At 66.4% G+C, this 24,344-nt stretch carries 24 protein-coding genes and 1 tRNA gene; 14 read left to right on the top strand and 11 right to left on the bottom strand.

The window, feature by feature from the left end; all coding sequences use genetic code 11:
* The first annotated feature begins 28 nt into the window (after window positions 1–28).
* Window positions 29–1,327: an ATP-dependent protease ATPase subunit HslU gene (gene hslU, locus ACNI3Q_RS07910; protein WP_426275516.1), complete on the top strand. Its 1,299-nt coding sequence runs from the start codon at window positions 29–31 to the stop codon at window positions 1,325–1,327.
* 21 nt (window positions 1,328–1,348) lie between these two features.
* Here hslU and ACNI3Q_RS07905 read toward each other — a convergent pair whose 3' ends face one another.
* From ACNI3Q_RS07905 to ACNI3Q_RS07895, 3 genes are read right to left on the bottom strand one after another with little or no spacing between them, the layout of a single operon-like run.
* Window positions 1,349–1,756, bottom strand: coding sequence for a DUF6491 family protein (locus tag ACNI3Q_RS07905; RefSeq protein WP_426275514.1), 408 nt, complete (start codon window positions 1,754–1,756; stop codon window positions 1,349–1,351).
* Window positions 1,757–1,811: 55 nt separating this feature from the next.
* A complete protein-coding gene (gene gloB, locus ACNI3Q_RS07900) occupies window positions 1,812–2,549 on the bottom strand; it encodes a hydroxyacylglutathione hydrolase (protein ID WP_426275512.1) in 738 nt (245 codons plus the stop codon).
* 4 nt (window positions 2,550–2,553) lie between these two features.
* On the bottom strand, window positions 2,554–2,991 hold the full coding sequence (locus ACNI3Q_RS07895) for a VOC family protein (RefSeq protein ID WP_426275659.1): 438 nt from the start codon (window positions 2,989–2,991) through the stop codon (window positions 2,554–2,556).
* A 120-nt stretch (window positions 2,992–3,111) separates the two neighbouring features.
* On the opposite strand from ACNI3Q_RS07895, the gene ACNI3Q_RS07890 reads away from it, so the two are divergent.
* Window positions 3,112–3,864, top strand: coding sequence for a sulfite exporter TauE/SafE family protein (locus ACNI3Q_RS07890; RefSeq protein WP_426275510.1), 753 nt, complete (start codon window positions 3,112–3,114; stop codon window positions 3,862–3,864).
* An 82-nt stretch (window positions 3,865–3,946) separates the two neighbouring features.
* Here ACNI3Q_RS07890 and pepN read toward each other — a convergent pair whose 3' ends face one another.
* Window positions 3,947–6,541, bottom strand: a complete 2,595-nt coding sequence (pepN, locus tag ACNI3Q_RS07885) for an aminopeptidase N (RefSeq protein ID WP_426275508.1) — start codon at window positions 6,539–6,541, stop codon at window positions 3,947–3,949.
* Window positions 6,542–6,701: 160 nt separating this feature from the next.
* Here pepN and ACNI3Q_RS07880 point away from each other — a divergent pair, with 160 nt between their 5' ends.
* The 3 genes from ACNI3Q_RS07880 to ACNI3Q_RS07870 are packed head-to-tail and all read left to right on the top strand — an operon-like array spanning window position 6,702 to window position 10,816.
* Window positions 6,702–8,351 (top strand): M28 family metallopeptidase, encoded by a 1,650-nt coding sequence (locus tag ACNI3Q_RS07880; protein ID WP_426275506.1) that lies wholly within the window; start codon window positions 6,702–6,704, stop codon window positions 8,349–8,351.
* A 4-nt stretch (window positions 8,352–8,355) separates the two neighbouring features.
* On the top strand, window positions 8,356–9,966 hold the full coding sequence (locus tag ACNI3Q_RS07875) for a M28 family metallopeptidase (RefSeq protein WP_426275504.1): 1,611 nt from the start codon (window positions 8,356–8,358) through the stop codon (window positions 9,964–9,966).
* Window position 9,967: 1 nt separating this feature from the next.
* Entirely contained in the window at window positions 9,968–10,816 is an 849-nt protein-coding gene (locus ACNI3Q_RS07870) for a Rossmann-fold NAD(P)-binding domain-containing protein (protein ID WP_426275502.1), read from the top strand.
* Here ACNI3Q_RS07870 and ACNI3Q_RS07865 read toward each other — a convergent pair.
* From ACNI3Q_RS07865 to ACNI3Q_RS07850, 4 genes are all read right to left on the bottom strand, one after another.
* Window positions 10,726–11,646 (bottom strand): DMT family transporter, encoded by a 921-nt coding sequence (locus ACNI3Q_RS07865; protein WP_426275500.1) that lies wholly within the window; start codon window positions 11,644–11,646, stop codon window positions 10,726–10,728. The genes ACNI3Q_RS07870 and ACNI3Q_RS07865 overlap by 91 nt on opposite strands.
* Window positions 11,643–12,644, bottom strand: coding sequence for a threonine aldolase family protein (locus ACNI3Q_RS07860; RefSeq protein ID WP_426275498.1), 1,002 nt, complete (start codon window positions 12,642–12,644; stop codon window positions 11,643–11,645). The genes ACNI3Q_RS07865 and ACNI3Q_RS07860 overlap by 4 nt, the downstream gene beginning before the upstream one ends.
* Window positions 12,645–12,721: 77 nt before the next feature.
* On the bottom strand, window positions 12,722–14,842 hold the full coding sequence (locus ACNI3Q_RS07855) for a transglycosylase domain-containing protein (RefSeq protein ID WP_426275496.1): 2,121 nt from the start codon (window positions 14,840–14,842) through the stop codon (window positions 12,722–12,724).
* Window positions 14,843–14,964: 122 nt separating this feature from the next.
* Window positions 14,965–15,531: an HNH endonuclease gene (locus ACNI3Q_RS07850; protein ID WP_260021211.1), complete on the bottom strand. Its 567-nt coding sequence runs from the start codon at window positions 15,529–15,531 to the stop codon at window positions 14,965–14,967.
* Between the two features lie 104 nt (window positions 15,532–15,635).
* Here ACNI3Q_RS07850 and gluQRS point away from each other — a divergent pair, with 104 nt between their 5' ends.
* The 5 genes from gluQRS to egtD all read left to right on the top strand — a co-directional run bounded on the left by gluQRS (window position 15,636) and on the right by egtD (window position 19,690).
* Complete coding sequence (gene gluQRS / locus ACNI3Q_RS07845; RefSeq protein WP_426275494.1) at window positions 15,636–16,514, top strand: tRNA glutamyl-Q(34) synthetase GluQRS; 879 nt, start codon at window positions 15,636–15,638, stop codon at window positions 16,512–16,514.
* Between the two features lie 9 nt (window positions 16,515–16,523).
* Window positions 16,524–16,751, top strand: coding sequence for a twin transmembrane helix small protein (locus ACNI3Q_RS07840; RefSeq protein ID WP_426275492.1), 228 nt, complete (start codon window positions 16,524–16,526; stop codon window positions 16,749–16,751).
* Between the two features lie 22 nt (window positions 16,752–16,773).
* On the top strand, window positions 16,774–17,352 hold the full coding sequence (locus tag ACNI3Q_RS07835) for a cob(I)yrinic acid a,c-diamide adenosyltransferase (protein WP_426275490.1): 579 nt from the start codon (window positions 16,774–16,776) through the stop codon (window positions 17,350–17,352).
* Window positions 17,353–17,433: 81 nt separating this feature from the next.
* The gene (gene egtB / locus ACNI3Q_RS07830; RefSeq protein ID WP_426275488.1) at window positions 17,434–18,693 is read left to right on the top strand and encodes an ergothioneine biosynthesis protein EgtB; all 1,260 of its coding nucleotides are present in this window, start codon (window positions 17,434–17,436) and stop codon (window positions 18,691–18,693) included.
* Window positions 18,694–18,697: 4 nt separating this feature from the next.
* Window positions 18,698–19,690 (top strand): L-histidine N(alpha)-methyltransferase, encoded by a 993-nt coding sequence (gene egtD / locus ACNI3Q_RS07825; protein WP_426275486.1) that lies wholly within the window; start codon window positions 18,698–18,700, stop codon window positions 19,688–19,690.
* A 33-nt stretch (window positions 19,691–19,723) separates the two neighbouring features.
* Here egtD and ACNI3Q_RS07820 read toward each other — a convergent pair.
* Window positions 19,724–19,797: transfer RNA gene (locus tag ACNI3Q_RS07820), tRNA-Gln, on the bottom strand.
* Window positions 19,798–19,978: 181 nt separating this feature from the next.
* Here ACNI3Q_RS07820 and ACNI3Q_RS07815 point away from each other — a divergent pair.
* Together ACNI3Q_RS07815 and ACNI3Q_RS07810 are read left to right on the top strand one after the other, a co-directional pair.
* Window positions 19,979–21,007: a Ppx/GppA phosphatase family protein gene (locus ACNI3Q_RS07815; protein WP_426275484.1), complete on the top strand. Its 1,029-nt coding sequence runs from the start codon at window positions 19,979–19,981 to the stop codon at window positions 21,005–21,007.
* Entirely contained in the window at window positions 21,004–21,699 is a 696-nt protein-coding gene (locus ACNI3Q_RS07810; RefSeq protein WP_426275482.1) for an RlmE family RNA methyltransferase, read from the top strand. Before ACNI3Q_RS07815 ends, ACNI3Q_RS07810 begins: the two co-directional genes overlap by 4 nt.
* Before the next feature lie 97 nt (window positions 21,700–21,796).
* Here ACNI3Q_RS07810 and rpoZ read toward each other — a convergent pair whose 3' ends face one another.
* Both rpoZ and ACNI3Q_RS07800 read right to left on the bottom strand, forming a co-directional pair.
* Window positions 21,797–22,141, bottom strand: coding sequence for a DNA-directed RNA polymerase subunit omega (gene rpoZ, locus ACNI3Q_RS07805; RefSeq protein ID WP_260021201.1), 345 nt, complete (start codon window positions 22,139–22,141; stop codon window positions 21,797–21,799).
* A 40-nt stretch (window positions 22,142–22,181) separates the two neighbouring features.
* Window positions 22,182–22,370 carry a hypothetical protein gene (locus ACNI3Q_RS07800; RefSeq protein ID WP_426275480.1) on the bottom strand — a complete coding sequence of 63 codons (189 nt, stop codon included), beginning with the start codon at window positions 22,368–22,370 and terminating at the stop codon, window positions 22,182–22,184.
* Window positions 22,371–22,435: 65 nt separating this feature from the next.
* Here ACNI3Q_RS07800 and ACNI3Q_RS07795 point away from each other — a divergent pair, with 65 nt between their 5' ends.
* Together ACNI3Q_RS07795 and ACNI3Q_RS07790 are read left to right on the top strand one after the other, a co-directional pair.
* On the top strand, window positions 22,436–23,791 hold the full coding sequence (locus tag ACNI3Q_RS07795; protein WP_260021196.1) for a DEAD/DEAH box helicase: 1,356 nt from the start codon (window positions 22,436–22,438) through the stop codon (window positions 23,789–23,791).
* A 91-nt stretch (window positions 23,792–23,882) separates the two neighbouring features.
* Window positions 23,883–24,281 carry a Dabb family protein gene (locus ACNI3Q_RS07790; RefSeq protein ID WP_426275478.1) on the top strand — a complete coding sequence of 133 codons (399 nt, stop codon included), beginning with the start codon at window positions 23,883–23,885 and terminating at the stop codon, window positions 24,279–24,281.
* The last annotated feature ends 63 nt before the right edge of the window (window positions 24,282–24,344 follow it).

The raw sequence follows: 24,344 nt of genomic DNA, 5'->3' as shown, positions 1-24,344 counted from the left end.
GCCGCAGCCGGCGGGACGAAAGCGACCCATGAACGACACCCTCACCCCCAAGACGATCGTCCGTGCGCTGGACGACCACATCATCGGCCAGGCGGATGCCAAGCGCGCCGTTGCCGTCGCGCTGCGCAATCGCTGGCGCCGGCAACAGCTCAGCCCCGATCTGCGCGACGAGGTCAGCCCGAAGAACATCCTGATGATCGGCCCGACCGGCTGCGGCAAGACAGAGATCAGCCGCCGTCTGGCCAAGCTGGCCGACGCCCCGTTCGTCAAGGTCGAAGCGACCAAGTTCACCGAAGTCGGCTATGTCGGCCGCGACGTCGAACAGATCGCCCGCGACCTTGTCGAAGAATCGATCCGCCTTGAAAAGGAACGCCGCCGCGTCGCGGTGAAGGACAAGGCAGAAGAGGCCGCCATGGCGCGCCTGCTCGACGCGCTGACCGGCAAGGACAGTTCCCAGGCAACGCGGGAGGCCTTTGCCCAGCGGTTCCGCGACGGCCATCTGGATGACAAGGAAATCGAGATCGAGGTGGAGGCGGCGCCGCAGATGCCGTTCGAAATCCCCGGCGGTGCCAATGTTGGCATGATCAACCTCAGCGAAATGATGGGCAAGGCGTTCGGTCAGAACAACCTGAAGCGCCGCAAACTCGCCGTCTCCGCCGCCTGGGCCAAGCTGATCGAGGAAGAGGCCGACAAGCGCCTCGACCAGGACGATGTGGCCCGCGTCGCGCTCGCGGATGCAGAGGCGAACGGGATCGTGTTCCTTGACGAGATCGACAAGATCGCGGTCAGCGACGTGCGCGGCGGATCGGTCAGCCGCGAAGGCGTGCAGCGCGATCTGCTGCCCCTGATCGAGGGGACGACGGTCGCCACCAAATATGGGCCGATGAAGACCGATCACGTGCTCTTCATCGCGTCGGGCGCCTTCCACGTCGCCAAGCCGAGCGACCTGTTGCCCGAACTTCAGGGCCGCCTGCCGATCCGCGTTGAGCTGAAGGCGCTGACGGTCGAGGATTTCGTGGCGATCCTGTCGGACACCAAGGCATCGCTGCTTCAGCAATATGTCGCCCTGCTCGGCACCGAACGGGTCAGCGTCAGCTTTACCGATGACGGCATCCTCGCCATCGCCCGCATCGCGGCGGACGTGAATGACAGCGTCGAGAATATCGGCGCGCGGCGGCTTCAGACGGTGATGGAAAAGCTGCTGGAGGAAGTCAGCTTCGATGCAGAGGATCGCGCCGGTCAGACGCTGACGGTCGATGCCGCTTATGTTGAAAAACAGCTGTCTGGCATTGCCCGCAACACCGATCTCAGCCGCTATGTGCTGTAATGCCCTCCGGCCGGGCGGGGTTCACTCCGCCCGGTCATAGGGGACGAAATCGCCGAAGAAGCAATAGGCGCCGGGGATGGTGTTTCCGCGCTGCACCACGCGGAACCGGTCGTTGCGACAGGTTTGGCCGCCGAACACCTCGGCGATGATGATGCTGTCCTGCGGGCGAAGACCCGGGCATTCGCTGCGCAGCTGGGTCACCCAAATGCGCCGGCCGCCCTGGCGATAGATCAGCCGGTCGTTGCCGATGATCTGCGGCCCGTCCACGCCGATATTCTCGATGCACTGCTGCGGCTTGCCGGCAACGCGGCCCTTGGTCGCCGTGGCAAAATCCTTCGCCGCCTCGGCCTGTTCGCTGGCCATCTGTTCGGGGGTTGCGGCGCATCCGGCAATCAGCAGCGCGGCTGCGGTGACGATGGCTGATCTCATGACATGCCCTCTCCCGGTTTTGATGCAGCAACATACCCGATCTTCAGCGTCGGCCCTATCCCCTGAACGCGTCCTTTACGGCACGCAGTTCGCCAAGCTGCTCCGCCGTTGCCGCCCGCATGAACGGATTGGTCGCCAGTTCCGCCGCGATGCTGGTCGGCACGGTCGCCTCGCCCCGCTCGCGCATCGCCGCCACGTCGGCCAGCCGCGCGGCAATTGCCCCGTTATCGGGCTCCACATGCGCGGCAAAGCGGCCATTGGACAGGGTATATTCGTGGGCACAGTAAACGGCGGTATCCGGGGGCAGCTGCGCCAGCCGCTGCATATTGCCGAACATCTGCGCCGCCGTCCCCTCGAACAGCCGCCCGCAACCCATGGCAAACAGCGTGTCGCCAACGAAAATCGTGGCGGCATCGGGCAGATGATAGGCGATGTGACCGGCCGTATGGGCCGGCACCGCCAGCACCTGTGCCGACACTGCGCCAAGCATCACCCCGTCGCCCTCGGACACCAGACGATCGGCGGTGGGGATCTTTGCCGCTTCTGCCGCCGGCGCGATCACCGTTGCGCCGGTCGCGTCCTTGATCCCCTGATTGCCGCCGGTGTGATCCGGGTGCCAGTGCGTGTTCCACACCGCCCCGATCCGCCAGCCGCGCGCATCCGCCGCCGCCAGCACGGGTTCCGCCACCGCGGGATCGACCACGATCGTCTCTCCCGACACCGGTTCGTGGACCAGCCAGACATAATTGTCGCTGAGCACCGGGATCCGGACGATCTCCAGCGGCGCAGTCATGACCTTACCAGACGCCGGTATTGGGCATCGACGCCCAGGGTTCGGCCGGGGCAAGGGCATCGCCCGCCTGAAGCAGCTCGACGGAGATATTGTCCGGCGTGCGCACGAACGCCATGTGCCCGTCGCGCGGCGGCCGGTTGATCGTCACGCCGGCATCCATCAGCCGCTGGCAGGTGTCGTAGATATTGTCGACGCGATAGGCGAGGTGCCCGAAATTGCGACCGCCGGAATAGGTTTCCGGCGCGCTGCCATCCTCGGGCGGCCAGTTATAGGTCAGCTCGACCTCGGCCTTGCCCCGCCCGGTTGCGGGGTCGATATCGCCCGGCGCGGCAAGGAAGATGAGCGTGAAGCGTCCGCCCTGGCTGTCCATCCGCCTGGTTTCCTGAAGGCCGAGCAGGTTGAAAAAGCGGACGGTTGCGTCGGGATCGGTGACGCGGATCATGGTATGCAGGTAATTCACGGGTAACAGGCTCCCTGATGCTGGCGTCCAGATAGGAACGATGCCGCCATCGTCCAAGCACTGCCGCTTCGCACCCTTGTTCAAAGCGGCTAGGACCGGGCGATGACGGAAACACTTCTGCTGGCCGCGGGTGCCGGGATGCTGGGCGGTGCGATGAACGCGCTGGCGGGCGGCGGCACCTTTGCCACCCTGCCCGCGCTGATCGCGCTCGGCCTGCCGGCGACCGTCGCCAATGCCACATCCAACATGGCCCTGCTGCCCGGCGCGATCACCAGCGCCTGGAGCTTTCGCCGCGAGCTGCGCCCGCTGGGCGGGGTCGCCGTCCCGCTGCTCGTTGCGATCTGCTTTATCGGGGGCCTGCTGGGGAGCCTGTTGCTGGTCCTGACGCCGACCCGCACGTTCGATGTGATCATCCCCTGGCTGCTGCTGCTGGCGTTCGTCGTCATCGCCTTTGGCAAGCGGGCGGCAGACTGGCTGCGCGCTCGGACGACCATTGGGCGACGAACGCTGCTGACGGCACAGGGCGTGCTGGGCATTTACGGCGGCTATTTCGGCGGCGGTGTCGGCATGATGATGACGGCGACCTATGGCCTGCTCGCCGGGCTTGATCCGCGCAGCCTGTTCGCGCCGCGCACGCTGATGCTGGCTGCGGCCAACATGGCGGCGGCCATTGTGTTCATCGGTTTTGCGATGATCGACTGGAAAAGCTGCCTGCCGATGCTGGCAGGCGCGATCCTGGGCGGATGGGGCGGCGCGCATCTGGGAAAGCGGCTGCCACCTGGTGCGGTCCGGCTATGGACGCTGGCCGTGACCGCCGCGACGACGATCGTCTTTTTCGCCCGCGCCTATGGCTGATCCTGTCAGCGCCGCGTTGAACGGCGTACCGGCCAACCCGTCCTGCGCCTGGCCCCGGATCGCGGCGGACGGCCGGCCCGCCTTATCCCTCGACGCTTTTTGACGCCTGTTCGAACAGGTCCTTGCTCAGCCCGGGCTGGGCAAGGATGCGCGACAGTTCCGCTCGCATCAGTTCGCCGCGCGCCGCATCGAACCGGCGCCAACGACCCAGCGGCGGCAACAGCTTGGCGGCAGTCTGCGGGTTGATGCGGTCAAGCGCGATCAGCTGATCGGCAAGGAACCGATAGCCGCTGCCATCGGCGCGGTGGAACGCCCGCTGATTGACCCCGAACGCCCCGACCAGCGATCGCGCCCGGTTGGGATTGGCCAGCGAGAAATCGGGGTGCACGGCCAGTGCCATCACCCCCTCCAGCGCATCGTCGCGCGACGACAGCGCCTGGGTGGTAAACCATTTGTCGAGCACCAGCGCATTGTCGCGATACCGCTGATAGAAAATGTCCAGCGCGGCGATCCGCTTGTCCGACTGGGAATTGGTCAGCGTGGACAACGCACCCTGCCGGTCGGTCATGTTGTCGGCACGATCGAACTGGGCAAAGGCCAGATCGGCGGCATCCGGCGCGCCCGATGCGGAAATATAGCCCAGCGCCACGGTCTTGATCCGTCGCAGCCCCTTGGCCGCCGGCGAATATTCGAATCGGTTGACCTGCGCGCGGTCATAGGCGGCCCGCCATTCGCCCTCCATCGCCCGCCCGATATCCCGGCGCAGCGATTCGCGCGCGCGAAAGATCGCTTCGGGATCGACCGTCGCCATCTGATCGCCGATGAACGCCTCGGACGGCAGCAGCACCGCCTCTGCCACGAACGCAGGATCAAGCGCGGCATTGGTCAGCGTGCCGCGCACCGCCTCCACCACCGGCTGATGATCCGCGCGACCGTCGGCCACCGCCGTTACCAGCGTTTCCAGCATCAGCTGCTGCATCGCCTCGTACCGCGCGAACGGATCGTCGTCATGCGCGGACAGAAAGGCCAGGTCGCGGGGCGACCGGTTGCCCTCCACCACCACCGGAGCGGAAAAGCCGCGATTGATCGACAGCACCGGCCGCTCGGCAATGTTGGCGAACGTCACCACCGTCTGCTCGTCGCGCAGCTCGATCAGCTGTTCCGGGCCAAGCGGACCGGCACTTTCCGATCCGAACAGGCGGGTGCGCAGCGGCAGGTGCATCGGCTGCTTCGACGGCTGGCCCGGTGTCGGCGGCACGCTCTGGCGCAGGGTCAGCGTCGCGGTGGCCGTGGCGGGATCGTGGTCGAGCCGCGCCGACACGCGCGGCGTTCCGGCCTGCGAATACCAAAGGCGGAACTGGCCAAGGTCGACGCCGCCCGCCTCCTCCATGCACGCGACGAAATCCTCGCACGTCGCGGCAGTACCGTCATACCGGTCGAAATACAGGTCGCTGCCCGCCCGGAACCGATCCGGACCCAGGATCGCGGCCATCATCCGGATCAGCTCCGCGCCCTTGTTGTAAATGGTCGCCGTGTAGAAGTTCGAGATTTCCAGATAGCTTTCCGGGCGCACCGGATGCGCCAGCGGCCCGGCATCTTCGGGAAACTGCGCCGCGCGCAGCGACCGGACATCCTCGATCCGCTTCACGGCGGCGCTGCCCTGATCGGCCGAAAAGCTCTGATCGCGATAAACGGTAAAGCCTTCTTTCAGGCTCAGCTGGAACCAGTCGCGGCACGTGACCCGGTTGCCCGACCAGTTATGGAAATATTCGTGGGCGACGACCGCCGCCACTGCGTCGTAATCATAATCGGTTGCGGTTTCGGAGTCGGCCAGGATGTAGCGGCTGTTAAAGACGTTCAGCCCCTTGTTCTCCATCGCGCCGAAATTGAAATCGTCGACCGCGACGATGTTGAACACATCAAGGTCGTATTCGCGGCCATAGACCTGCTCGTCCCAGCGCATCGCGGTCTTCAGCGCGGCCAGCGCATGGCCCGTCTTGTCCAGATCGCGCTCGCGCACCCAGATGCCCAGCTGGACGACCCGTCCGCTCATCGTGGTGAAGCTGTCCCGCGCGGCGGCCAGATCGCCGGCGACCAGCGCGAACAGATAGCTGGGCTTGGGAAAGGGATCGTTCCATTCGGCCCAGTGCCGCCCGTCCGGCAACTCACCCGAACCCACCGGATCGCCGTTGGACAGCAGGACAGGATACCGCGCCTTGTCCGCCGTCATCCGCACCGTGTACCGGGCAAGGATGTCGGGACGGTCCGGGAATGGCGTGATCCGGCGAAACCCCTCTGCCTCGCACTGGGTGCACAGATTGCCGCCAGAGGCATAGAGCCCCATCAGCTGGGTGTTGCTGGCCGGGGCAATCGCGACGCTGGTCGTGACGCGGTGGCTGTCGCCGGTCAGCGGCAGGGTCAGCCGGCCGTCCTCGATCGTCGCGGGATGATCCGTGCCGTCGATGGATACGGACAACAGCTCCAGCGCATCGGCATCCAGCACCAGCGGCCGGTCATGCGCGCCGCTGCGTGTCACGCTGAGCGTCGCCGTCACGATCGTCCGATCCGCATCCAGCGCGAAATCCAGCGCCACTTCCGGCACCAGCCAGTCGGGCGAGCGATAGGCGTCGCGGCGGATCACCGGCGGGCTGGCTGGGGCGGACATGGCGTCGAGCATCTGCGCTACCTTTTGGGCCTGAACATGGGTGACGGCGCGATGCGTCCGTCCTGAACGGCGATTTGGGCCGAGTGCATAACTTGTGCAAGACGGCAAGCCTGCTAGGCTTTGGCTATCCTTACTTTTGCCGAGGTTGTCCATGATCCGTGCTGCTGCTTCGTTGCTTCTGTTTTCTGCCAGCCTGCCCGCAGTTGCGCTCGCCCAGACCGGGCCTGCCGCACCGCCGGAACAACAGGTGCCCGCCGTCCAGCCTCTGACGGACGCGGAAGCGGCGATGAAGGCGCATGTCATGTTCCTCGCCTCCGACCAGCTGAAGGGGCGCGAAGCGGGGACGGCGGATTATGAGGTGGCCGCGCAATATGTCGCATCGCAGTTTTTTGCCGCCGGGTTGCAGCCGGCCGGTGACAAGGGCAGCTATTTCCAGCGCGTGCCGCTGATCGGCTACAAGACGGCCGACAAGGGAAATTATGTCCTGACCGGCCCTGCGGGCAGCATGACGCTGGAGTTCGGCAAGGATTACATCCCCAGCCCGGATTCCGAAAAGGCCGAGCGCGTGACAGAGGGCGATGTCGTGTTCGTCGGCCAGGGCGTCGTCGCCCCGCATCGCAAGCGCGATGATTATGCGGGCGTCGATGTGCGCGGCAAGATCGTGGCGCTGTTCAGCGGCGCGCCGGCCAGCTTCGATGGCGAAGAGCGGGCACATTTCGGTTCGGTGGCCAACAAGATCGCGGTCGCAGCGAAAAAGGGCGCGATCGGCGTCATCGTCCTGCAAACTGCCGCGGCCGAGCAGGTCCGGCCGTTCGACCGTCAGGCGCAAAGCTATGACGCGCTGCGCGTCACCTGGGGCCGCCCGGACGGCAGCGGGGCCAGCGCCGCCGCATCGACCCCCAGCCTTGGCGTGCTGAGCCAGGCGGGCGCCGCCAAGCTGTTCGTCGGATCGCGCACGCCATGGGAACAGATTTCGGCCAAGGCAGCGGACGCCAATGCGGTGTTCAAGCCCTTTGCGCTGAAGACGCGGCTCAAGGCGGCGACCAAGACGACGCTGTCCAAGCTGGAAAGCTCGAACGTCGCGGGCCTGCTGCCCGGCAGCGATCCGGCGGTAAAGGACGAGGTCGTGGTGCTGACCGCGCATCTTGACCATGTCGGCGTGGGCCGGGCCAAGGATGGCGACACCATCTATAACGGCGCGATGGACAATGCCGTCGGCATCGCGTCGCTGATCGAAGAGGCAAAGCGGTTCAAGGCATCGGGCAAGCCGCCGCGCCGGTCGATCCTGTTCCTGGCCGTCACGGCAGAGGAAAAGGGGCTGGTCGGCTCCGACTATTTCGCCAATAACCCGACCCTGCCCAAGGACAAGCTGGTCGCGAACGTCAATCTCGACATGCCGATCATCACGTACAAGTTCGAAGACGTGATCGCCTTTGGCTCCGACCGCACGACGCTGGGGCCGATGGTCCGCCAGGCCGCGGCCAATGCCGGTGCCTCCTTCTCGCCCGACCCCATGCCGGAACAGGGCCTGTTCGTCCGGTCCGACCATTACCGCTTCGTGCAGCAGGGTATTCCGTCGGTATTCCTGTGGCCGGGCACCAAGGGGCCGGGCAAGGCGGCGGTCGATACATTCCTGTCGACTCATTACCATCAGGCCAGCGACCAGCTGGATCAGGTGCCGACGATCAACTGGTCGTCGGGCGTGCGCTTCATCGACGTGAATTATCAGATCGCGCGCGAAATCGCCGACGCACCGGAACGGCCGCGCTGGAACAAGGGCGATTTCTTCGGCACGCTCTATGGCGGCATCGGCGCACAATAATCCGATGCGTATGAACCTGTTGCTGGCCGGGGCGGCGATTGCGATGATCGCCGCCACCCCTGCCCGATCCGCCCCCGATCCCGCGCAGGAATCGCAACTGCGCGGCCATGTCACCTTCCTGGCCGACGACGCCCTGCGCGGGCGTGAGGCGGGGACCCCGGATTACGACGTCGCCGCCGCCTATGTGGCGGCCCAGATGCTGGCCATCGGGCTGGAACCTGCGGGGACGGACGGCAACTGGTATCAACCCGTGCCACTGGTGACTGCCAGCGCGGCCGCCGAACCGGAAATGACGCTGACGCGCGGCGGCACTGCGACGCCGCTTGCGTTCGGCACGGACTTTACCCTGCGCGCTGTCGCCGGGCCGGAACGGGTGCAGGTTTCCGCGCCCGTCGTCTTTGCCGGATACGGCATCAGCGATCCGGCAATCGGACGCGACGATTATGCCGGGCTGGACGTGCGCGGCAAGATCGTCGCGATCCTCTATTCTGGGCCAAAGGGGCTGAACAGCGAGATCAGCGCCCATCTGGGCAGCCGGGCCGACCGCGCGGTGACGGCGGGGCGCAAGGGCGCGGCCGGCATCCTCTATCTGATGACCAGCCAGATCGAGGGCGCCTATCCCTTTGATCAGATGAAGCGGGCATGGCAATCGCGCGCCATGGCCTGGGCCAATGCCGACGGCACTCCGCGCGATCTGGGCGCGCCCGCGCTGGGCGTCATCAGCTTTGCCGGAGCGGACAAGCTGTTTGGGGCAAAGCGATGGGCGGCGATCCGCGCTGCCGACGATGCGGGCCAGCCGCTGCCGCATCGCGGCGCACTGGACGCGGCGATCGCCACCGATCAACGCTTCACGGTGGAGCGAACGACCAGCCCGAATGTCGTCGGCCGTATTCCGGGCAGCGATCCGTCGCTGGCAGCGGAAGCCGTCGTGCTGACCGCGCATCTCGACCATGTCGGGACCAAGGCGACGGGCGAGGGCGACAGGATCAGCAATGGCGCGATGGACAATGCCATCGGCATCGCCGCGATGCTGGAGGTGGCCCGCACCCTGCGGGCATCCCCCACGCCGCCGCGCCGGTCGATCCTGGTCGTCGCCGTTACGGCCGAGGAAAAAGGGCTGATCGGTTCCGATTACTTCGCTCGGTTTCCGACCATCGCCAGGGACCGGATCGTTGCCAACATCAATCTGGACATGCCGATCCTGACCTATCGCTTTCAGGATCTGGTCGCCTATGGCGCGGATCGGTCCAGCATCGGGGCGGCGGTGGACCGGGCGGCGCGCGCCGGCGGCTTTGCGCTGGTGCCCGATCCCGATCCGGGCCAGGCCAGTTTCGTGCGCACGGATCATTACAGCTTCGTCCGGCAGGGTGTGCCGTCGGTTTCCCTGGAACCCGGCCCCGGCGGGGCGGGTCAGGCCGCGACCAAGCTGTTCCTGGACGAACATTATCACCAGGTGTCGGACGACATGAAACAGCCGTTCGACTGGACCGCGGCCAGCGCCTTTGTCCGCGTCAACGCCGATATCGCGCTGGATCTCGCCAATGGCGATGCGCGGCCCACCTGGAAAAAGGGGGATTATTTCGGCCTGCTGTACGGAGGTCTCGGGGCGAAGTGACATGCGCCTCTTGATCTTCGGCATGGGCTATACCTCGGCGCGGATCGCCGCGCTTGCATCGACCCATGGCACGGTGGTGATGGGGACCACGCGCGACGGGCGGGACGGGACGATCCGGTTTGACGATGCCCATGCCGTATCGGCGGCGATGGCGGCGGCGACGCACCTTCTTTCCTCTGTCCCGCCCGATCCGGCGACCGGAGGCGATCCGGTAATCGATCGGTATGGCGATGCGCTGCGGGTGCATGGCGGCTGGCTGGGCTATCTGTCCGCAACCGGCGTTTATGGCGACACCGGCGGGGCGTGGGTCGATGAATGCGCGCCCATCGGTGCCGGACGGCGCAGCGCGCGGGCGGCCGCCGATCTGGCATGGCAGGCGCTGGGGGCCAGCATCTTTCGCCTGCCCGGCATCTATGGCCCCGGCCGTTCGGCGATCGACCGGGTGCGCGAAGGGCGGGCCAACCGCATCGACCTGCCGGGTCAGGTATTCAGCCGCGTCCATGTCGACGACATCGCATCGGGCGTGCTGGCCGGCATGTCCGCGCCTGCCGGCATCTACAACCTGGCCGACGATCATCCGTGCAGCCAGAATGACGTGATCGCTTATGCCTGTCTGCTGACCGGCCTGCCGCTGCCGCCCCTTTTGACGCTTGAACAGGCAAAGCTGTCCCCAATGGCCCGCGATTTCTATGCGGAAAACCGCCGGATCGCCAATGACCGCGCCCGGCGGGTGCTCGGCTGGCGGCCCGACTACCCCGATTATCGCGCCGGTTTGCGCGCCCTTAACGCAACCACCAGCCCGACCAGCACCAGCACGCCGCCCAGCGCGGCCAGCACCGACCAGCGATAGCCTTCGAACAGCGTCGACAGCAGCATCGCGATGACGGGCACGACCACGCCGTTATAGGCCGCCCGCGCCGGGCCGATCGCCCGGATGACCCCGTAATAAAGGGGGAATGCAACCGCCGATCCGGCAATCCCCAGGAACAGCAGCCCGGCGATATAGCCCGGTCGCCAGTCGAACACCGGCGGCCCGACCAGCGCCAGCGCCGCAAGCGCGTCGATCACCGCACCGATCAGCATCGCATGGCCCAGCATCGTCGCCATGGGATAAGCGCGCGCCGTCTGCGTTCCCTGCAGCACATTGGCGCTGGATGCGCTCATCACACCCAACAGGGTGATCCCGATGCCCAGCGCGACATCGCCGGCGCCATTGGGATCAGCGCGCAGTTCGTGGATGAAAAGCAGCGCGGTGCCCGCCATGGCGATCGCCGATCCGATCAGGAACCCGCGCGTCACCCGCTGACCCAGAAACCGCCACGACAGGACGGCATTGGGCACGATCAGCAGCGCAAACACGACCGCGACCAGGCCGGAGGTGATGAACCGTTCCGCCTGATAGACGAAGTTGAAATTCAGCACGAACTGAGTGACGCCCAGCATCGCGGCAAAGCGCCAGCCGCGCGCGTCCAGCCGCATCGGCTCCCGCCGGATCGCGGCCCAGGCCAGCATGGCGACCCCGGCAATGGCAAAGCGATAAGCGACTGACCAGTTGGCGGGAACGACGCTCAACTGATCTCGGATGACGATCCAGGTCGATCCCCAGATCAGCGTGACGATGGCAAAGGGGATAAGGACAGAGGCGCGCGACGCCGCCGGGACGGAACCTTCTGCGTTCACAGGGCGCGGATCGCATCGGCCAGCGGCCGCACCGCCGCCGCGTCCTGATCCCAGCTGACGACAAGCCGCGCCTCGCCCGGCCCCCAGTCGTAGAAATCAAATCCCTGTCCGCGCAGCGATGCGGCCTCGTCCGCCGTCACCCGCAGAAATACCTCGTTCGCCTCGACCGGATGGATCAGCCGAGCGCCGGCTGCATCGGCCAGCATCGCCGCGCCCGCATTGGCCGCGCGCGCATTGGCCAGCCAGACATCGCCGTCCAGCATCGCCAGGAGCTGCGCCGCCAGGTACCGGCCCTTCGACTGAAGCTGGCCTGCCCGCTTGCGCCGCCGCCGTGCGCCAGCCGCCAGTTCGGGCCGGAAAAAGACCAGCGCCTCCGCGCCCATCCCGCCATTCTTGATGAAGCCGAAACTCAGCGCATCGACGCCCGCGCGCCAGGTGATCTCTGCCGGGGTACAGCCGCGATGCGCCACCGCATTGGCAAAGCGGGCGCCATCCATGTGCAGGCCAAGGCCATGAGCGCGCGCAACCGCGCCGATCGCCGCCACCTCGTCCGGCGTGTAGGACAGGCCCCATTCCGTCGCGTTGGTGATCGAAATGGCGTGGGCCTGCACCTGATGCACGTCCGGCCGGATCGCCCCCAAGGCGGCGGTCAGCACGTCCAGGGTCAGCTTTGCGCCCTTGCCCTCCAGCGGCATCAGCCGCGCGCCATGGGTGAAAAACTCCGGCGCGCCTGCTTCGTCGACGATGATATGCGCCTCGCGATGGCACAGGATGCCGCCATCGGGCGGGCACATCGCCGCCAGCGCCAGGCAGTTGGCAGCCGTGCCTGTCGCAACCCACAGCACCGCAACGTCGGTTTCGAACAGCGCCGAGAAGCGGGCATCGAGCGCCCCGCTCAGCGCATCCCCGTCATAGGCGGTGTCCTGTCGGTTCGCGCTCAGGATCGCATCGATCACGGCCGGACAGGCAGGCGCGGCATTGTCGGAGAAAAAGCGCATGAAGCCCTGCTGCAAAGACCGGTGGGGATATTGCGCGCAGCCCTATGCCCCAGCCGGGCCGCCCGTCAATCGCGCGGTTATTCCCCCTCCCCCTGCGGCTCCGGCGGATCGGCACGGGGCGCAGGCGCGCGCGGGCCGCGCAGGTCGAGCTGGATCGGCGCATCGCGGCGCTGCTGGCGTCGATCCTCCGGCCGGACCAGCTCGACGCCGCCCTCCCGGTCGATCACCACGCTGGTGCCGTCGCCCAGCTGGGCATCGAACACCGGTTCGCCCGGCTCCGGCTCGCCGCCGTCCTCGCCGATCCCATCGATTAGATTGCCAAGGTCGAGCCCCTCCGTCTCGTTGGTCAGCACCGGCTCATCCTCGGGCAGGTCGATCGCGCGCCGCATCACGTCGCGCCACAGCCGCGCGGGCAGGCCGCCGCCGGACAGACCGGGATTGGGCGTATTGTCGTCATTGCCCAGCCACACACCGACCACGACACCCTCGGCATAGCCGATGAACCAGCCATCGCGGCTGTCCTGCGTCGTGCCCGTTTTGCCATAGACGGGCACGGGCAGCCGGGCGGCACTGCCCGAGCCCTTGTCCACCACCGCCCGCAGCAGCTGGCGCATGTCCTCAAGCTCGCGCGAACCGATGCTGCGCCGGCCGCTGGTCAGGCGGCTCAGCCAGCTGGAATCGCCGCCCTCATCCTCGGCCAGGCCGCGCGGCTTCACCGGATATTCGCCGGCCGCAATGGCGGCATAGGCGGCGGTCAGTTCCAGCAGCGACACCGATGGCGTGCCAAGCGCAATCGTCGCCTCGGCCGGAATGGGCGATGTGACGCCCAGGTCGCGGGCCGCCCGAATCACCGCGCGCGGCCCCACTTCATTGGTCAGCCGGGCGGCAGCGACGTTGCTGGACCAGGCAAAGGCCCCCTCCAGGCTCATGCTGCCGCGATAACGCCCGCCGTCATTCTTGGGGCTCCACCCCGCGATGGTCAGCGGTGTATCCTCCACCCGGTCGCTGGGCCGCATCCCCGAACGCAGCGCCGCCAGATAGACGAACAGCTTGAACGTCGATCCCGGCTGCCGGTTGGCTGCCGTTGCCCGGTTGAACTGGTTCTGCCGGTAATCCTTGCCACCCACCATGGCGATGACCCGCCCGTCGGGCCGCATGGCGACGATCGCCACCTGCGCCTTGGTCAGGCGGGCGGATTTCACCGCGCCCTCGGCCGCCTTCTGCATCCTGGTTTCCAGCGTGGTGCGGATCTGCACGCCGTTTTCGACGCCGCCGGCCCGGTCGCGCGCCTCGGGCAGCACCCAGTCGCTGAAATAGGTGCCGGTCGGCACCGTATCGCTCTTTTCGACGCGCAGGCTGGCGGGGCGAACTACCTCTGCCGCGTCCTTGGTCAGGAACCCGGCCTCGACCATCGCCTGCACCACCAGCGCCTGCCGTGCCCGTGCGCCGGCAAGGTTGGTCGTGGGGGCCAGCCGCGACGGCGCCTTGACCAGCCCGGCCAGCATCGCCGCCTGCGCCGTGGTCAGGTCCTCTGGCCCCCGGCTGAAATAATGCCGGGCGGCTGCGCGCAGGCCATAGACATTATCGCCGAAATAGACGTTCGACAGATAGCGCGACAGGATCTCATCCTTGGTCAGCCACGCTTCCAGCCAGAAGGCGATCAGTACCTCCCGCGCCTTGCGGGTAAAGGTGCGGTCGGAATTGAGGAAGGCGTTCTTGGCCAGCTGTTGCGTGATCGTGCTCGCGCCCTGCGACCGGCCATCGCTGAAGCTGTTGTGGAATACCGCGCGCAGGATGCCGCGCGGATCGACGCCCCAGTGCGAGTGGAACCGGCGATCCTCGATAGCCAGGAACGCCTCGACAACATGGTCGGGCAGCTTGGCGGCATCCACCGGATCCTCGATCCGCGCACCGGATCGGGCAATCGGCGTGCCCTCTGCGGACAGCAGCGTGATCGACGGCGGCACGGGCGGTTCCAGCGATTTGGACAGCGGCGCCGTCAGCGCCAGCCAGCCGATCGCCAGGATCAACAGCACCAGAAGGATGCCTGTCACCCGCGAGGCCATCCGCCAGGTTAGCCAGCGCCGCTTCGCAATCGCGGGCAGCGCCGCCTCCGCACCGCTGCGGCCGGCGGGCATGAACTCCGCGCCGGGGGCAAGGGGATCGGGCGTCGGCGCCTTGCGAAACCATTTGAACATGATGTGGTGTTTTACTTATCTAATACGCCGTCGGCAAGCACGGACGGCTGGGCCATGGGCATCGATATCCCCGACACCCTGTCGCTGCAATAAACGATGGCGCAACCGCGGCCATGCGCGGGTCATGCTTCCAGTTCGATGTCCCAGTACAGCCAGTCGTGCCATGTATCGTGCAGGTAATTGGGCGGGAACCGCCGCCCATGTTCCTGCAACTGCCAGTTGGTCGGGCGAATGGGCGCGATGTGCAACGGCATTGCGGCCTGTTTCGGGGTGCGCCCCCCTTTTTTCAGGTTGCACGGCGCACAGGCGGTGACGACATTTTCCCAAGTGGTCCGGCCACCTTGGGCGCGCGGCACGACATGATCGAACGTCAGGTCGCGCGGGCTGCCGCAATACTGACAGGCGAACTTGTCGCGCAGGAACAGGTTGAACCGCGTGAACGCCGGGAATTGCGACGGCCGCACATATTGCTTGAGCGCAATGACGGAGGGAAGCTTGATCCGCGCCGTCGGGCTGCGAATCTCGCGCTCGTAATGGGCGACGATATCGACGCGTTCCAGGAACACGGCCTTGATCGCTGTCTGCCACGGCCAGACGCTCAGCGGATAATAGCTGAGCGGTGTATAGTCCGCATTCAGCACCAGCGCGGGGCACCCGTCGGGATGCCGGATCAGATCGGGATGAAACATCCTGTCTCCCTCACCATGCGCGCCACCCTTTCGCCGGAAAGGATGACGGCACTATGACAGCATGGCCGCTTTGGCCGGGTCAACCCGAACATGTTGAGGAATCTGTGGATAAGTTTGTGGTCACCCGCTTTGCGCCCAGCCCCACCGGGCCGCTCCACCTGGGCCATGCGCTGTCGGCGGTGACGGCGGCACGGTTGGCGGCGGAAGCGGGCGGCCGGTTTCTGGTGCGGATCGAGGATCTGGACGCCGGGCGAAGTCGGCCGGAATTCGTTGACGCGATCTTTGCCGATCTCGACTGGCTCGGCCTTGAATGGGAGCTGCCCGTCTGGTTCCAGTCGAGCCGGCACACTGCCTATGGCGCGGCGCTCGACCGGCTGCGCACCGATGGGCTGGTCTATCCCTGTTTCTGCACCCGGGCCGACATTGCGCGCGAGGTTGCGGCCAGCCTGTCCGCCCCGCATGGGCCGGATGGTCCGCTCTACCCCGGCACGTGCCGTGCGCTGCCGGACGCTGAACGGCACGCCCGCCTAGCCGCGGGCGATGCGCACAGTTGGCGGCTGGACATGGCCGCCGCCATTGCCCGTGCCGGCCCATTGACGTGGCGCGATGCCCGGACGGGAAGGATCGACGCCCGACCCGACCTGTTCGGCGACGTCGTGCTGGCGCGAAAGGATGCGCCGGCCAGCTATCACCTGGCGGTAACGGTGGATGACGCGGCACAGGGGGTGACGATGGTGGTGCGCGGACAGGACCTGTTTCACGCCACCCATGTCCACCGTCTGCTGCAATCGCTGCTCGGCCTGCCGGTGCCGGACTATCATCATCACGCGCTGATCGGGGATGCGGACGGGCACCGGCTTGCCAAGCGGGACCGGGCGGCATCGCTGGCCGATCTGCGCGCCGCCGGCATGGATGGCACGGTGTTGGCCGACGGGTTGCGACAGGGGCAACTGCCGCTTGGATTTCGCCTGGTCGCACCCTAGATAAGCATCATGCAGACCTTCCTCATCATCCTGCTCGTCGCCGCCATGATCGCCACGCTGGTGGCGCTGATCCGCGGCATCATCGCATTCCTGCAGACCACGGAAGCGGAGCTGAAGGGGGAGGGTCCTGCCGCATCCAGCGTCAAATCGAACAAGATGATGCAGGCGCGCGTGATGTTTCAGGCGCTGGCCATCCTGATCGTCGTCGTGATCCTGTTCGCCGCCGGGCGCACCTGATCCGCGCTTCGGGGGCATTGCGATGGTCAAGCTGAACCGCATCTATACCCGCACCGGCGATGACGGCACGACCGGGCTGGTCGATGGTTCGCGGGTCGCCAAGCATGATCCGCGCCTTCACGCGATCGGCGAGGTGGACGAGGCGAACAGCGCGATCGGCGTCGCTCTGGCCGCACCCGGCCTGTCCGCCCCGGTTCAGGCGATGCTGACCCGAATCCAGAACGACCTGTTCGATCTGGGTGCCGATCTTGCCACACCGATTGTCGCCGATGAGGCGCCATCGGCTGCGCTGCGGATCGTGCCGGACCAGGTATCGTGGATCGAGGACAGGATCGACCGGCTGAACGACGATCTGGCCCCGCTGACCAGCTTCATCCTGCCCGGCGGCACGCCGGCTGCTGCGGCATTGCACCTGGCACGGGCGATTTCGCGCCGGGCCGAACGCGCGGCTGTTGCCGCCGCAGCCGACTGCGCGATCAATCCTGATGCGCTCCGTTACCTGAACCGGCTGTCGGACCTGCTTTTTGTTCTGTGCCGGACAGTGAACCAAAACGGGTCCGGCGACGTTCTATGGCAACCAGGGGCATCGCGGGCGACCTGACGACCGGCCGCATCATTTCCCGATGCCGGCCGTAACACCGTGGCCGGCACGAACGAACCCCAGCCGTCAGGGGGAATGCCGATGCGCGACGAACGGGCGGTCAAGAACAACGATCGGGATCTGACCGATCACTATCTTCGGGTTCGCCGGTTGAGCGAGGCGCTGGTCGAGCGCCTCAGCGATGCGGACGCCACCGTTCAGTCGATGGACGATGCCAGCCCTGCCAAATGGCATCTGGCGCACACGACATGGTTTTTCGAAACATTCATCCTGCGCGATCACCTGCCCGGCTACCGCCTGTACGATGATCGCCTGCCCTATCTGTTCAACAGCTATTACGAGGCGGAGGGCCAACGGCACGCCCGGCCCCGGCGCGGCATGGTCACGCGTCCGACACTGGATCAGGTCATCGAATGGCGCCGCGCCGTCGATGCCGCGCTGGCCGATGCGCTGCACATGTTGTCCGACGAGGCACGGGCACTGATCGAACTCGGCTGTCATCACGAACAGCAGCATCAGGAGCTGCTGCTGACCGATATCCTCCACCTGTTCGCGCAAAATCCGCTGGAACCGGCGATCTGGCCCGGTGAGCCGAAACAGCCCGTGGCCATGCCCGACCCGGTCCGCTGGATCGAGGGTGCATCCGGCCCGATCGATATCGGCCATGACGGCACCGGATTTGGCTTTGACTGCGAAGGGCCGCGCCATGCCGCCCTGCTGGCGCCCCATGCGCTGGCCGACCGCACGGTCACCAATGGCGAATGGGCCGATTTCATCGCCGATGGCGGCTATGCAACGCCGCGCTGGTGGCTGTCCGACGGCTGGGCGTGGGTGCAGGCTGAACGGATCGAAGGCCCCCTCTACTGGCGGCGCGACAGGCGGACCTGGACCCGGTTCGGTCTGGACGGCCGCCGTCCGCTCGATCCCGCAGCGCCGGTCACGCATATCAGCTTGTACGAAGCGGACGCCTATGCCGCATGGGCGGGCGCACGCCTGCCAACCGAGTTCGAATGGGAGGCCGCTGCCGCGCGCCACGATGCCCATGCGGGCAATTTCCTGGACCGGGCCGGATCGGTCGAACCGCGCCCGGCACGCGGGGGACCCGCCTTTTTCGGCGATGTCTGGGAATGGACTGGCAGCGCCTATCGCCCCTATCCCGGCTTTCGCACGGCCGAGGGGGCCGTCGGCGAATATAATGGCAAGTTCATGAGCGGGCAGTTCGTCCTGCGCGGCGGCAGCTGCGCGACGCCGCGCGGCCATGTCCGGGCAAGCTATCGCAACTTCTTTCATCCGCATCAGCGTTGGCAGTTCACCGGCCTCCGCCTCGCAAAGGACCTGTAAGCGCATGTGGACCGATCAGGAACAGGCAGTCGCCGCCCCCGCCATCTCGACGCTGGACGCCGATCCGGCGTTTCTCGCCGATGTGCTGGCCGGGCTTGCCGCCAGTCCAAAGGCCATTCCGGCGCGCTGGTTCTATGACCGGCGCGGCTCGGAACTGTTCGAGGCGATTACCGCCCTACCCGAATATTATCCCACCCGCACCGAAGCGGCCCTGCTGGAATGCGCGGGCGATGACCTTGCGGGTCTATGCGATCCCGGCTGCGCGGTGATCGAATTTGGCTCCGGCTCGTCGGCCAAGACGCCGACCCTGCTGCGCCATATCGAACCGGCGGCTTATGTGCCGATCGACATTTCCGGCGATTTCCTGCGCGAATCGGCGCGCGGCATCGCCTCCGCCTTTCCGGGCATGGCGGTGTTTCCGGTCGAGGCGAACTTCATGGCGCCCGTGCCGCTGCCTTCCGCCGTGCAGGGCAGGCCGAAATTGGGATTTTTCCCGGGTTCCACGATTGGCAATCTGACCCCGCTGGCCGCCACCGACCTGCTGCGCACCATGCGCCAGTCGTTGGGCGACGGCGCGCGGCTGCTGATCGGGATTGACCGGATCAAGGACGAATCGGTCCTTGTCCCCGCCTATGACGATGCCGCAGGCGTCACGGCCGACTTTAACCTCAACTTGCTGACGCGGATCAACCGGGAACTGGACGGCACGCTGCCCGTCGACCGGTTCCGCCACCGGGCGATCTGGAATGATTCGCTGGCCCGCATCGAAATGCATCTGGAGGCGCTGGACGATCTGGCGTTCCACGTCGCCGGCCGCCGGTTCAACATGACGGCGGGCGAAACGATCCACACGGAAAACAGCCACAAATACGGCGCGCGCGATGCCCGCACCCTGTTGCTGGCCGGCGGCTGGACCCCGATGGCCGAATGGCAGGACGATCGCGGCTGGTTCGGCCTGATCCTGGCCGAAGCACGTCCGCACCCGATGGCCCCTTAAGGCCGAGTAGACTTGCGCTGACGATGAGGGAATTGGATGCCCGACAAGGATTCGAACCTTGATTGACGGAGTCAGAGTCCGCTCTCTTACCATTAGAGGATCGGGCAATGGTGTGGGGCAGATAGGTTCAGCGTTCATGCCTGTCAACGCCTTCCCGGCACTCACCTGCCCGGCTTGCCGCCCTGTCCCGGCTTCGCTACCCTGAACGCCAAGCACCGAACGGCGTGTCGCCGCGACGGAAGAACGATAAGCGAGTGGGTTTACATGGGGGATCAAAGTGCCCCGGAGATGGCGACGCGTCGACGCCCGCCCGGGCCGCGCAATGCCGGCAAAGCGCGTGGCCGGGGCGGCCAGCCCCGGCTGTATGCCGCGCTTGACCTTGGCACCAACAACTGTCGCCTGCTGATCGCCCGCCCGCAGGGCGACGGGTTTGCCGTTGTCGACGCCTTTTCGCGGATCGTCCGGCTGGGCGAGGGACTGGCGGCGAGCGGCCGCCTGTCCGATGCCGCGATTGAACGCACCATTGCCGCCCTTCGGGTCTGTGCGGACAAGCTGAAACGGCGTCAGGTCACGCTGGCCCGATCCGTCGCGACAGAGGCGTGCCGCCGCGCCAGCAATGGCAGCGAGTTCATCGCCCGGGTCCGCGCCGAAACCGGCATCCGGCTGGACATTATCTCTGCTGAGGAAGAGGCGCGGCTGGCGGTGCTCGGCTGCCATGCGCTGCTGGAACCGGGCGAAGGCCCCGCGCTGGTGTTCGACATTGGCGGCGGATCGACCGAACTGGTGCTGATCGACGCGACGGAACCGGTGCCCCGCGTGCTTGACTGGCATTCCGCCCCCTGGGGCGTGGTGTCGCTGACCGAGGCGCATGGCGAGCGGGCGGGCGGCGGGCACCGCGCAGCCTATGACCGGATGTACGCGGTTGCGACGGAAAGCTTCGACGCTTTTGCCCGGCGGCTGGCGGAACGCGGGATGCCGCCCGGCGATACCGATGTCCGGCTGCTCGGCACCAGCGGCACCGTGACCACATTGGCCAGCGTGCATCTGGGCCTTGTCGCCTATGACCGGGCACAGGTCGACGGCCTGATCGTTCCTGCGCCCGCCATGCGCGGGATTAGCGCGCGATTGGCCGACATGGACATGGCGGCGCGCGCGACCGTCCCCTGTATCGGACAGGAACGGGCCGATCTGGTCGTGGCGGGCTGCGCGATTCTGGAGGCAATCCTAGACTTGTGGCCCGCGCCCCGACTGGGCATTGCCGATCGCGGCATCCGCGAGGGCATCTTGCGGCGATTGATGGATGGAGACCGGGCATGAGCCGCGGGGGATCACGGGGCGGTCATCAGCGGGTTCGCACCGCGCGCGGGCGGTCGGCCCAGTCCACGCGCTGGCTGGAACGGCAGCTCAACGACCCATATGTCCGCCGCGCCAAGGCAGAGGGCTATCGCAGCCGCGCGGCCTACAAGCTGATCGAGCTGGATGAAAAGTTCGACTTTCTGAAGGGCGCGCGACGCGTCGTCGATCTGGGCATCGCGCCGGGCGGCTGGACTCAGGTCGTGCGCCGGCGCCTGCCAAAGGCCGCCGTGGTCGGCATCGACCTGCTGCCCGTCGATCCGATCGATGGCGCGATCATCCTTCAGATGGATTTCATGGACGATGCCGCGCCCGACCGGCTGGTCGAATCACTGGGCGGCGCGCCCGATCTGATCGTTTCCGACATGGCGGCGAATACTGTCGGCCATCCGCAAACGGATGCGCTCCGCACGATGGCGCTGGTCGAGGCGGCGGCCGATTTCGCGATCCGCACGCTGGAACCGGGCGGCGCGTTCATTGCCAAGGTGTTTGCGGGCGGTGCCGATTCGTCGCTGGTCGCGGAAATGAAGCGCAACTTTGCCACGGTGAAACACGCCAAGCCCCCGGCCAGCCGCAAGGGATCGGTCGAATGGTATCTGGTAGCGCAGGGGTTCAAGGGACGGACGGAAGCCGGGGACGATCCGGCGGAGGGCTGACGCCGCCCCGCCGCCCGCCCTGCCGCCCGGCCGCCCGGCCAACAAAAAACCCCCGCCGGAGCGGGGGTTCTTCGCGTCTCGACCCGATCGACAGCAATCAGCCGTCGTAATCGCCGCCGACATTTTGGTTGCGCGCCGGGGCAGCGGCGGTCAGGCGCAGCGCCTCTGCCGTGCTGGCCAGGTTGCCGATTTCGTCCGGCGCTTCCTCATCGTCGATCTGAACGCGCTGCAGCGAACCGACCAGCGCATCTTCCAGATGATCCGGACGCACCGTCTCCTCGGCAATTTCACGCAGGGCGACGACCGGGTTTTTATCGCGGTCGCGATCCAGGGTCAGCTCCGCACCGCCCGAAATCTGGCGGGCGCGCTGAGCGGCAAGCAGCACCAGATCGAACCGGTTCGGAACCTTGTCGACGCAATCTTCGACGGTAACGCGCGCCATGGACGCTTCCTGTATCTAGAGTCTCGGGAAAGCCGGGTGGCTAGGCCGCCTTGCCCGGAATGTCAAGGAAATCCGGGGCGTCGTCCTTGACTTCGGGCAGCAGTCCTGCCATATCGCGCTTCGCAGCGAGGCTTTTTGCAGCGTGATCGGCCGTCGACATGGGTTCATGTGTGGCGTCCTGGCTCGCCCCGGCTGCCCCACCGGCTTCCCTAATCACGCGGGTCGTCATTTTTGACCCAGCCCCTTTTGCGTGCGCCGTACGCGAAAGGAAGCCGAACTTGTTTTAGGATTCCCATGACATTCCAATCGCTCGGGCTTTCGCGGTCCGTTCTCGACGCGCTTGCGCAGAAGAATTACGACACCCCGACCCCGATCCAGCAACAGGCCATTCCTGCCCTGCTCGATGGCAACGACCTGCTCGGCATCGCACAGACCGGCACCGGCAAGACGGCGGCCTTCATGCTGCCGTCGATCGACAATCTGGTTAAGGCGAACATCCGTCGCAAGCCGATGCGCTGCCGGATGCTGGTCCTTGCGCCGACCCGCGAACTGGCCAGCCAGATTGCCGACAGCGCCCGCGCCTATGCCAAGCATACCAAGTTGACCGTCGCCACCGTGTTCGGCGGCGTGCCGATCGGCCGTAACCGCCGCGATACCGCCGCCGGTGTCGACATCCTGGTCGCAACGCCGGGCCGCCTGATGGACCTGATCGATCAGCGGTGCATGAGCTTGGCCGATCTGGAAATCCTCGTCCTGGACGAGGCGGACCAGATGCTCGACCTGGGCTTTATCCACACGCTGAAGCGCATCATCAAGATGCTGCCGGTCGATCGCCAGTCGCTGTTCTTTTCGGCCACCATGCCGAAGGAAATCAAGGCGCTTGCCGATGGCTTCCTGACCGATCCGGTCACGGTTCAGGTGACGCCAGTCGCCTCCACCGCCGAACGCGTCGAACAGTTCGTCACTTTCGTCAATCAGCAGGAAAAGCAGGCGCTGCTGACCCTGTTCTTTCAGAAGAACGAGATCGACCGCGCGCTGGTGTTCACCCGCACCAAGCATGGCGCCGACCGCGTGGTAAAGTTGCTGGCATCGAACGGCATCGTTTCGCACGCCATCCACGGCAACAAGAGCCAGCCGCAGCGGGAAAAGGCACTGGCCGATTTCCGCGCCGGCCGAGTCAAGATCCTGATCGCAACCGATATCGCGGCACGCGGCATCGACGTCTCCGGGGTCAGCCATGTCATCAATTTCGAACTGCCCAACGTGGCGGAGCAATATGTCCACCGCATCGGGCGCACCGCGCGTGCCGGGGCGGACGGCGTTGCGTTCAGCTTCGTCGCCGATGATGAAAAGGCGTATCTGCGCGGTATCGAGAAGCTGACCCGTCAGAAGATCGAAATCGTGCCGCTGCCTGCCAATTTCATGGCCGAGGTGGAGCGGATCAAGTCGAGCCGCGTCGGCCCGGTTCCTGCGGAACGCCCCGATCGCCCGATGCGTCCGCGCCAGGAACAGGGGCCGCGCCGTCCGCGGGCGACCCACGCCGCCCGGCCGGCGGGTTCAAAGCCTGCGGGGGACAATCGCGGCGGTCGCCCCGGCGGCAATCGCCGTCGTGGCGGCGGTGGCGGCCGTCCGCAGCGCGCCCAAGGCTGATCCGGTCGGCAGCCAGCGCTGGTGACAGTGCTGGCTATCCGGACGGGGGGAATGCTATGCGATCGCTCACATCCGAACGATGGAGCGTTTCATGGCCAAATCCCCCCTGCCCGGCGTCGCCGCACTGGCTGCTGCCACCCTGTTTCCCGCCGCAGCATCGGCGGACGCACCGGCGCAGGCGCCGTTCATCCATCACGTCTATTTCTGGCTGAACAATCCCGACAGTGCCGAGGACAAGGCGAAGCTGGTCGCCGGTCTGCGCAAGATGACGGGCATCGCCACGATCAAAAGCTGGCAGATCGGCCAGCCCGCCGGCACGCCGCGCGACGTCGTCGACAACAGCTATCAGGTCAGCTGGACCGTCAGCTTTGCCAGCGCCGCGGATCAGGACGCCTATCAGGTCGATCCGGTCCATCTTCAGTTTGTGAAGGACAATGCCTCGCTGTGGCGCAAGGTCGTCGTATACGACACCGTCCCTGCGGCGGAATAACCCCCTAAAACCCCAGCTTGCACGCCACTGACGTCGGCCTATACCTTTTCCCTTCCTGGCCCT

The organism is Sphingomonas eleionomae (assembly GCF_049889035.1).
Classification (GTDB): Bacteria; Pseudomonadota; Alphaproteobacteria; order Sphingomonadales; family Sphingomonadaceae; genus Sphingomonas.
The sequence above is the reverse complement of the archived record's forward strand: the minus strand, read 5'-3'. Positions and strand labels throughout refer to the sequence as shown.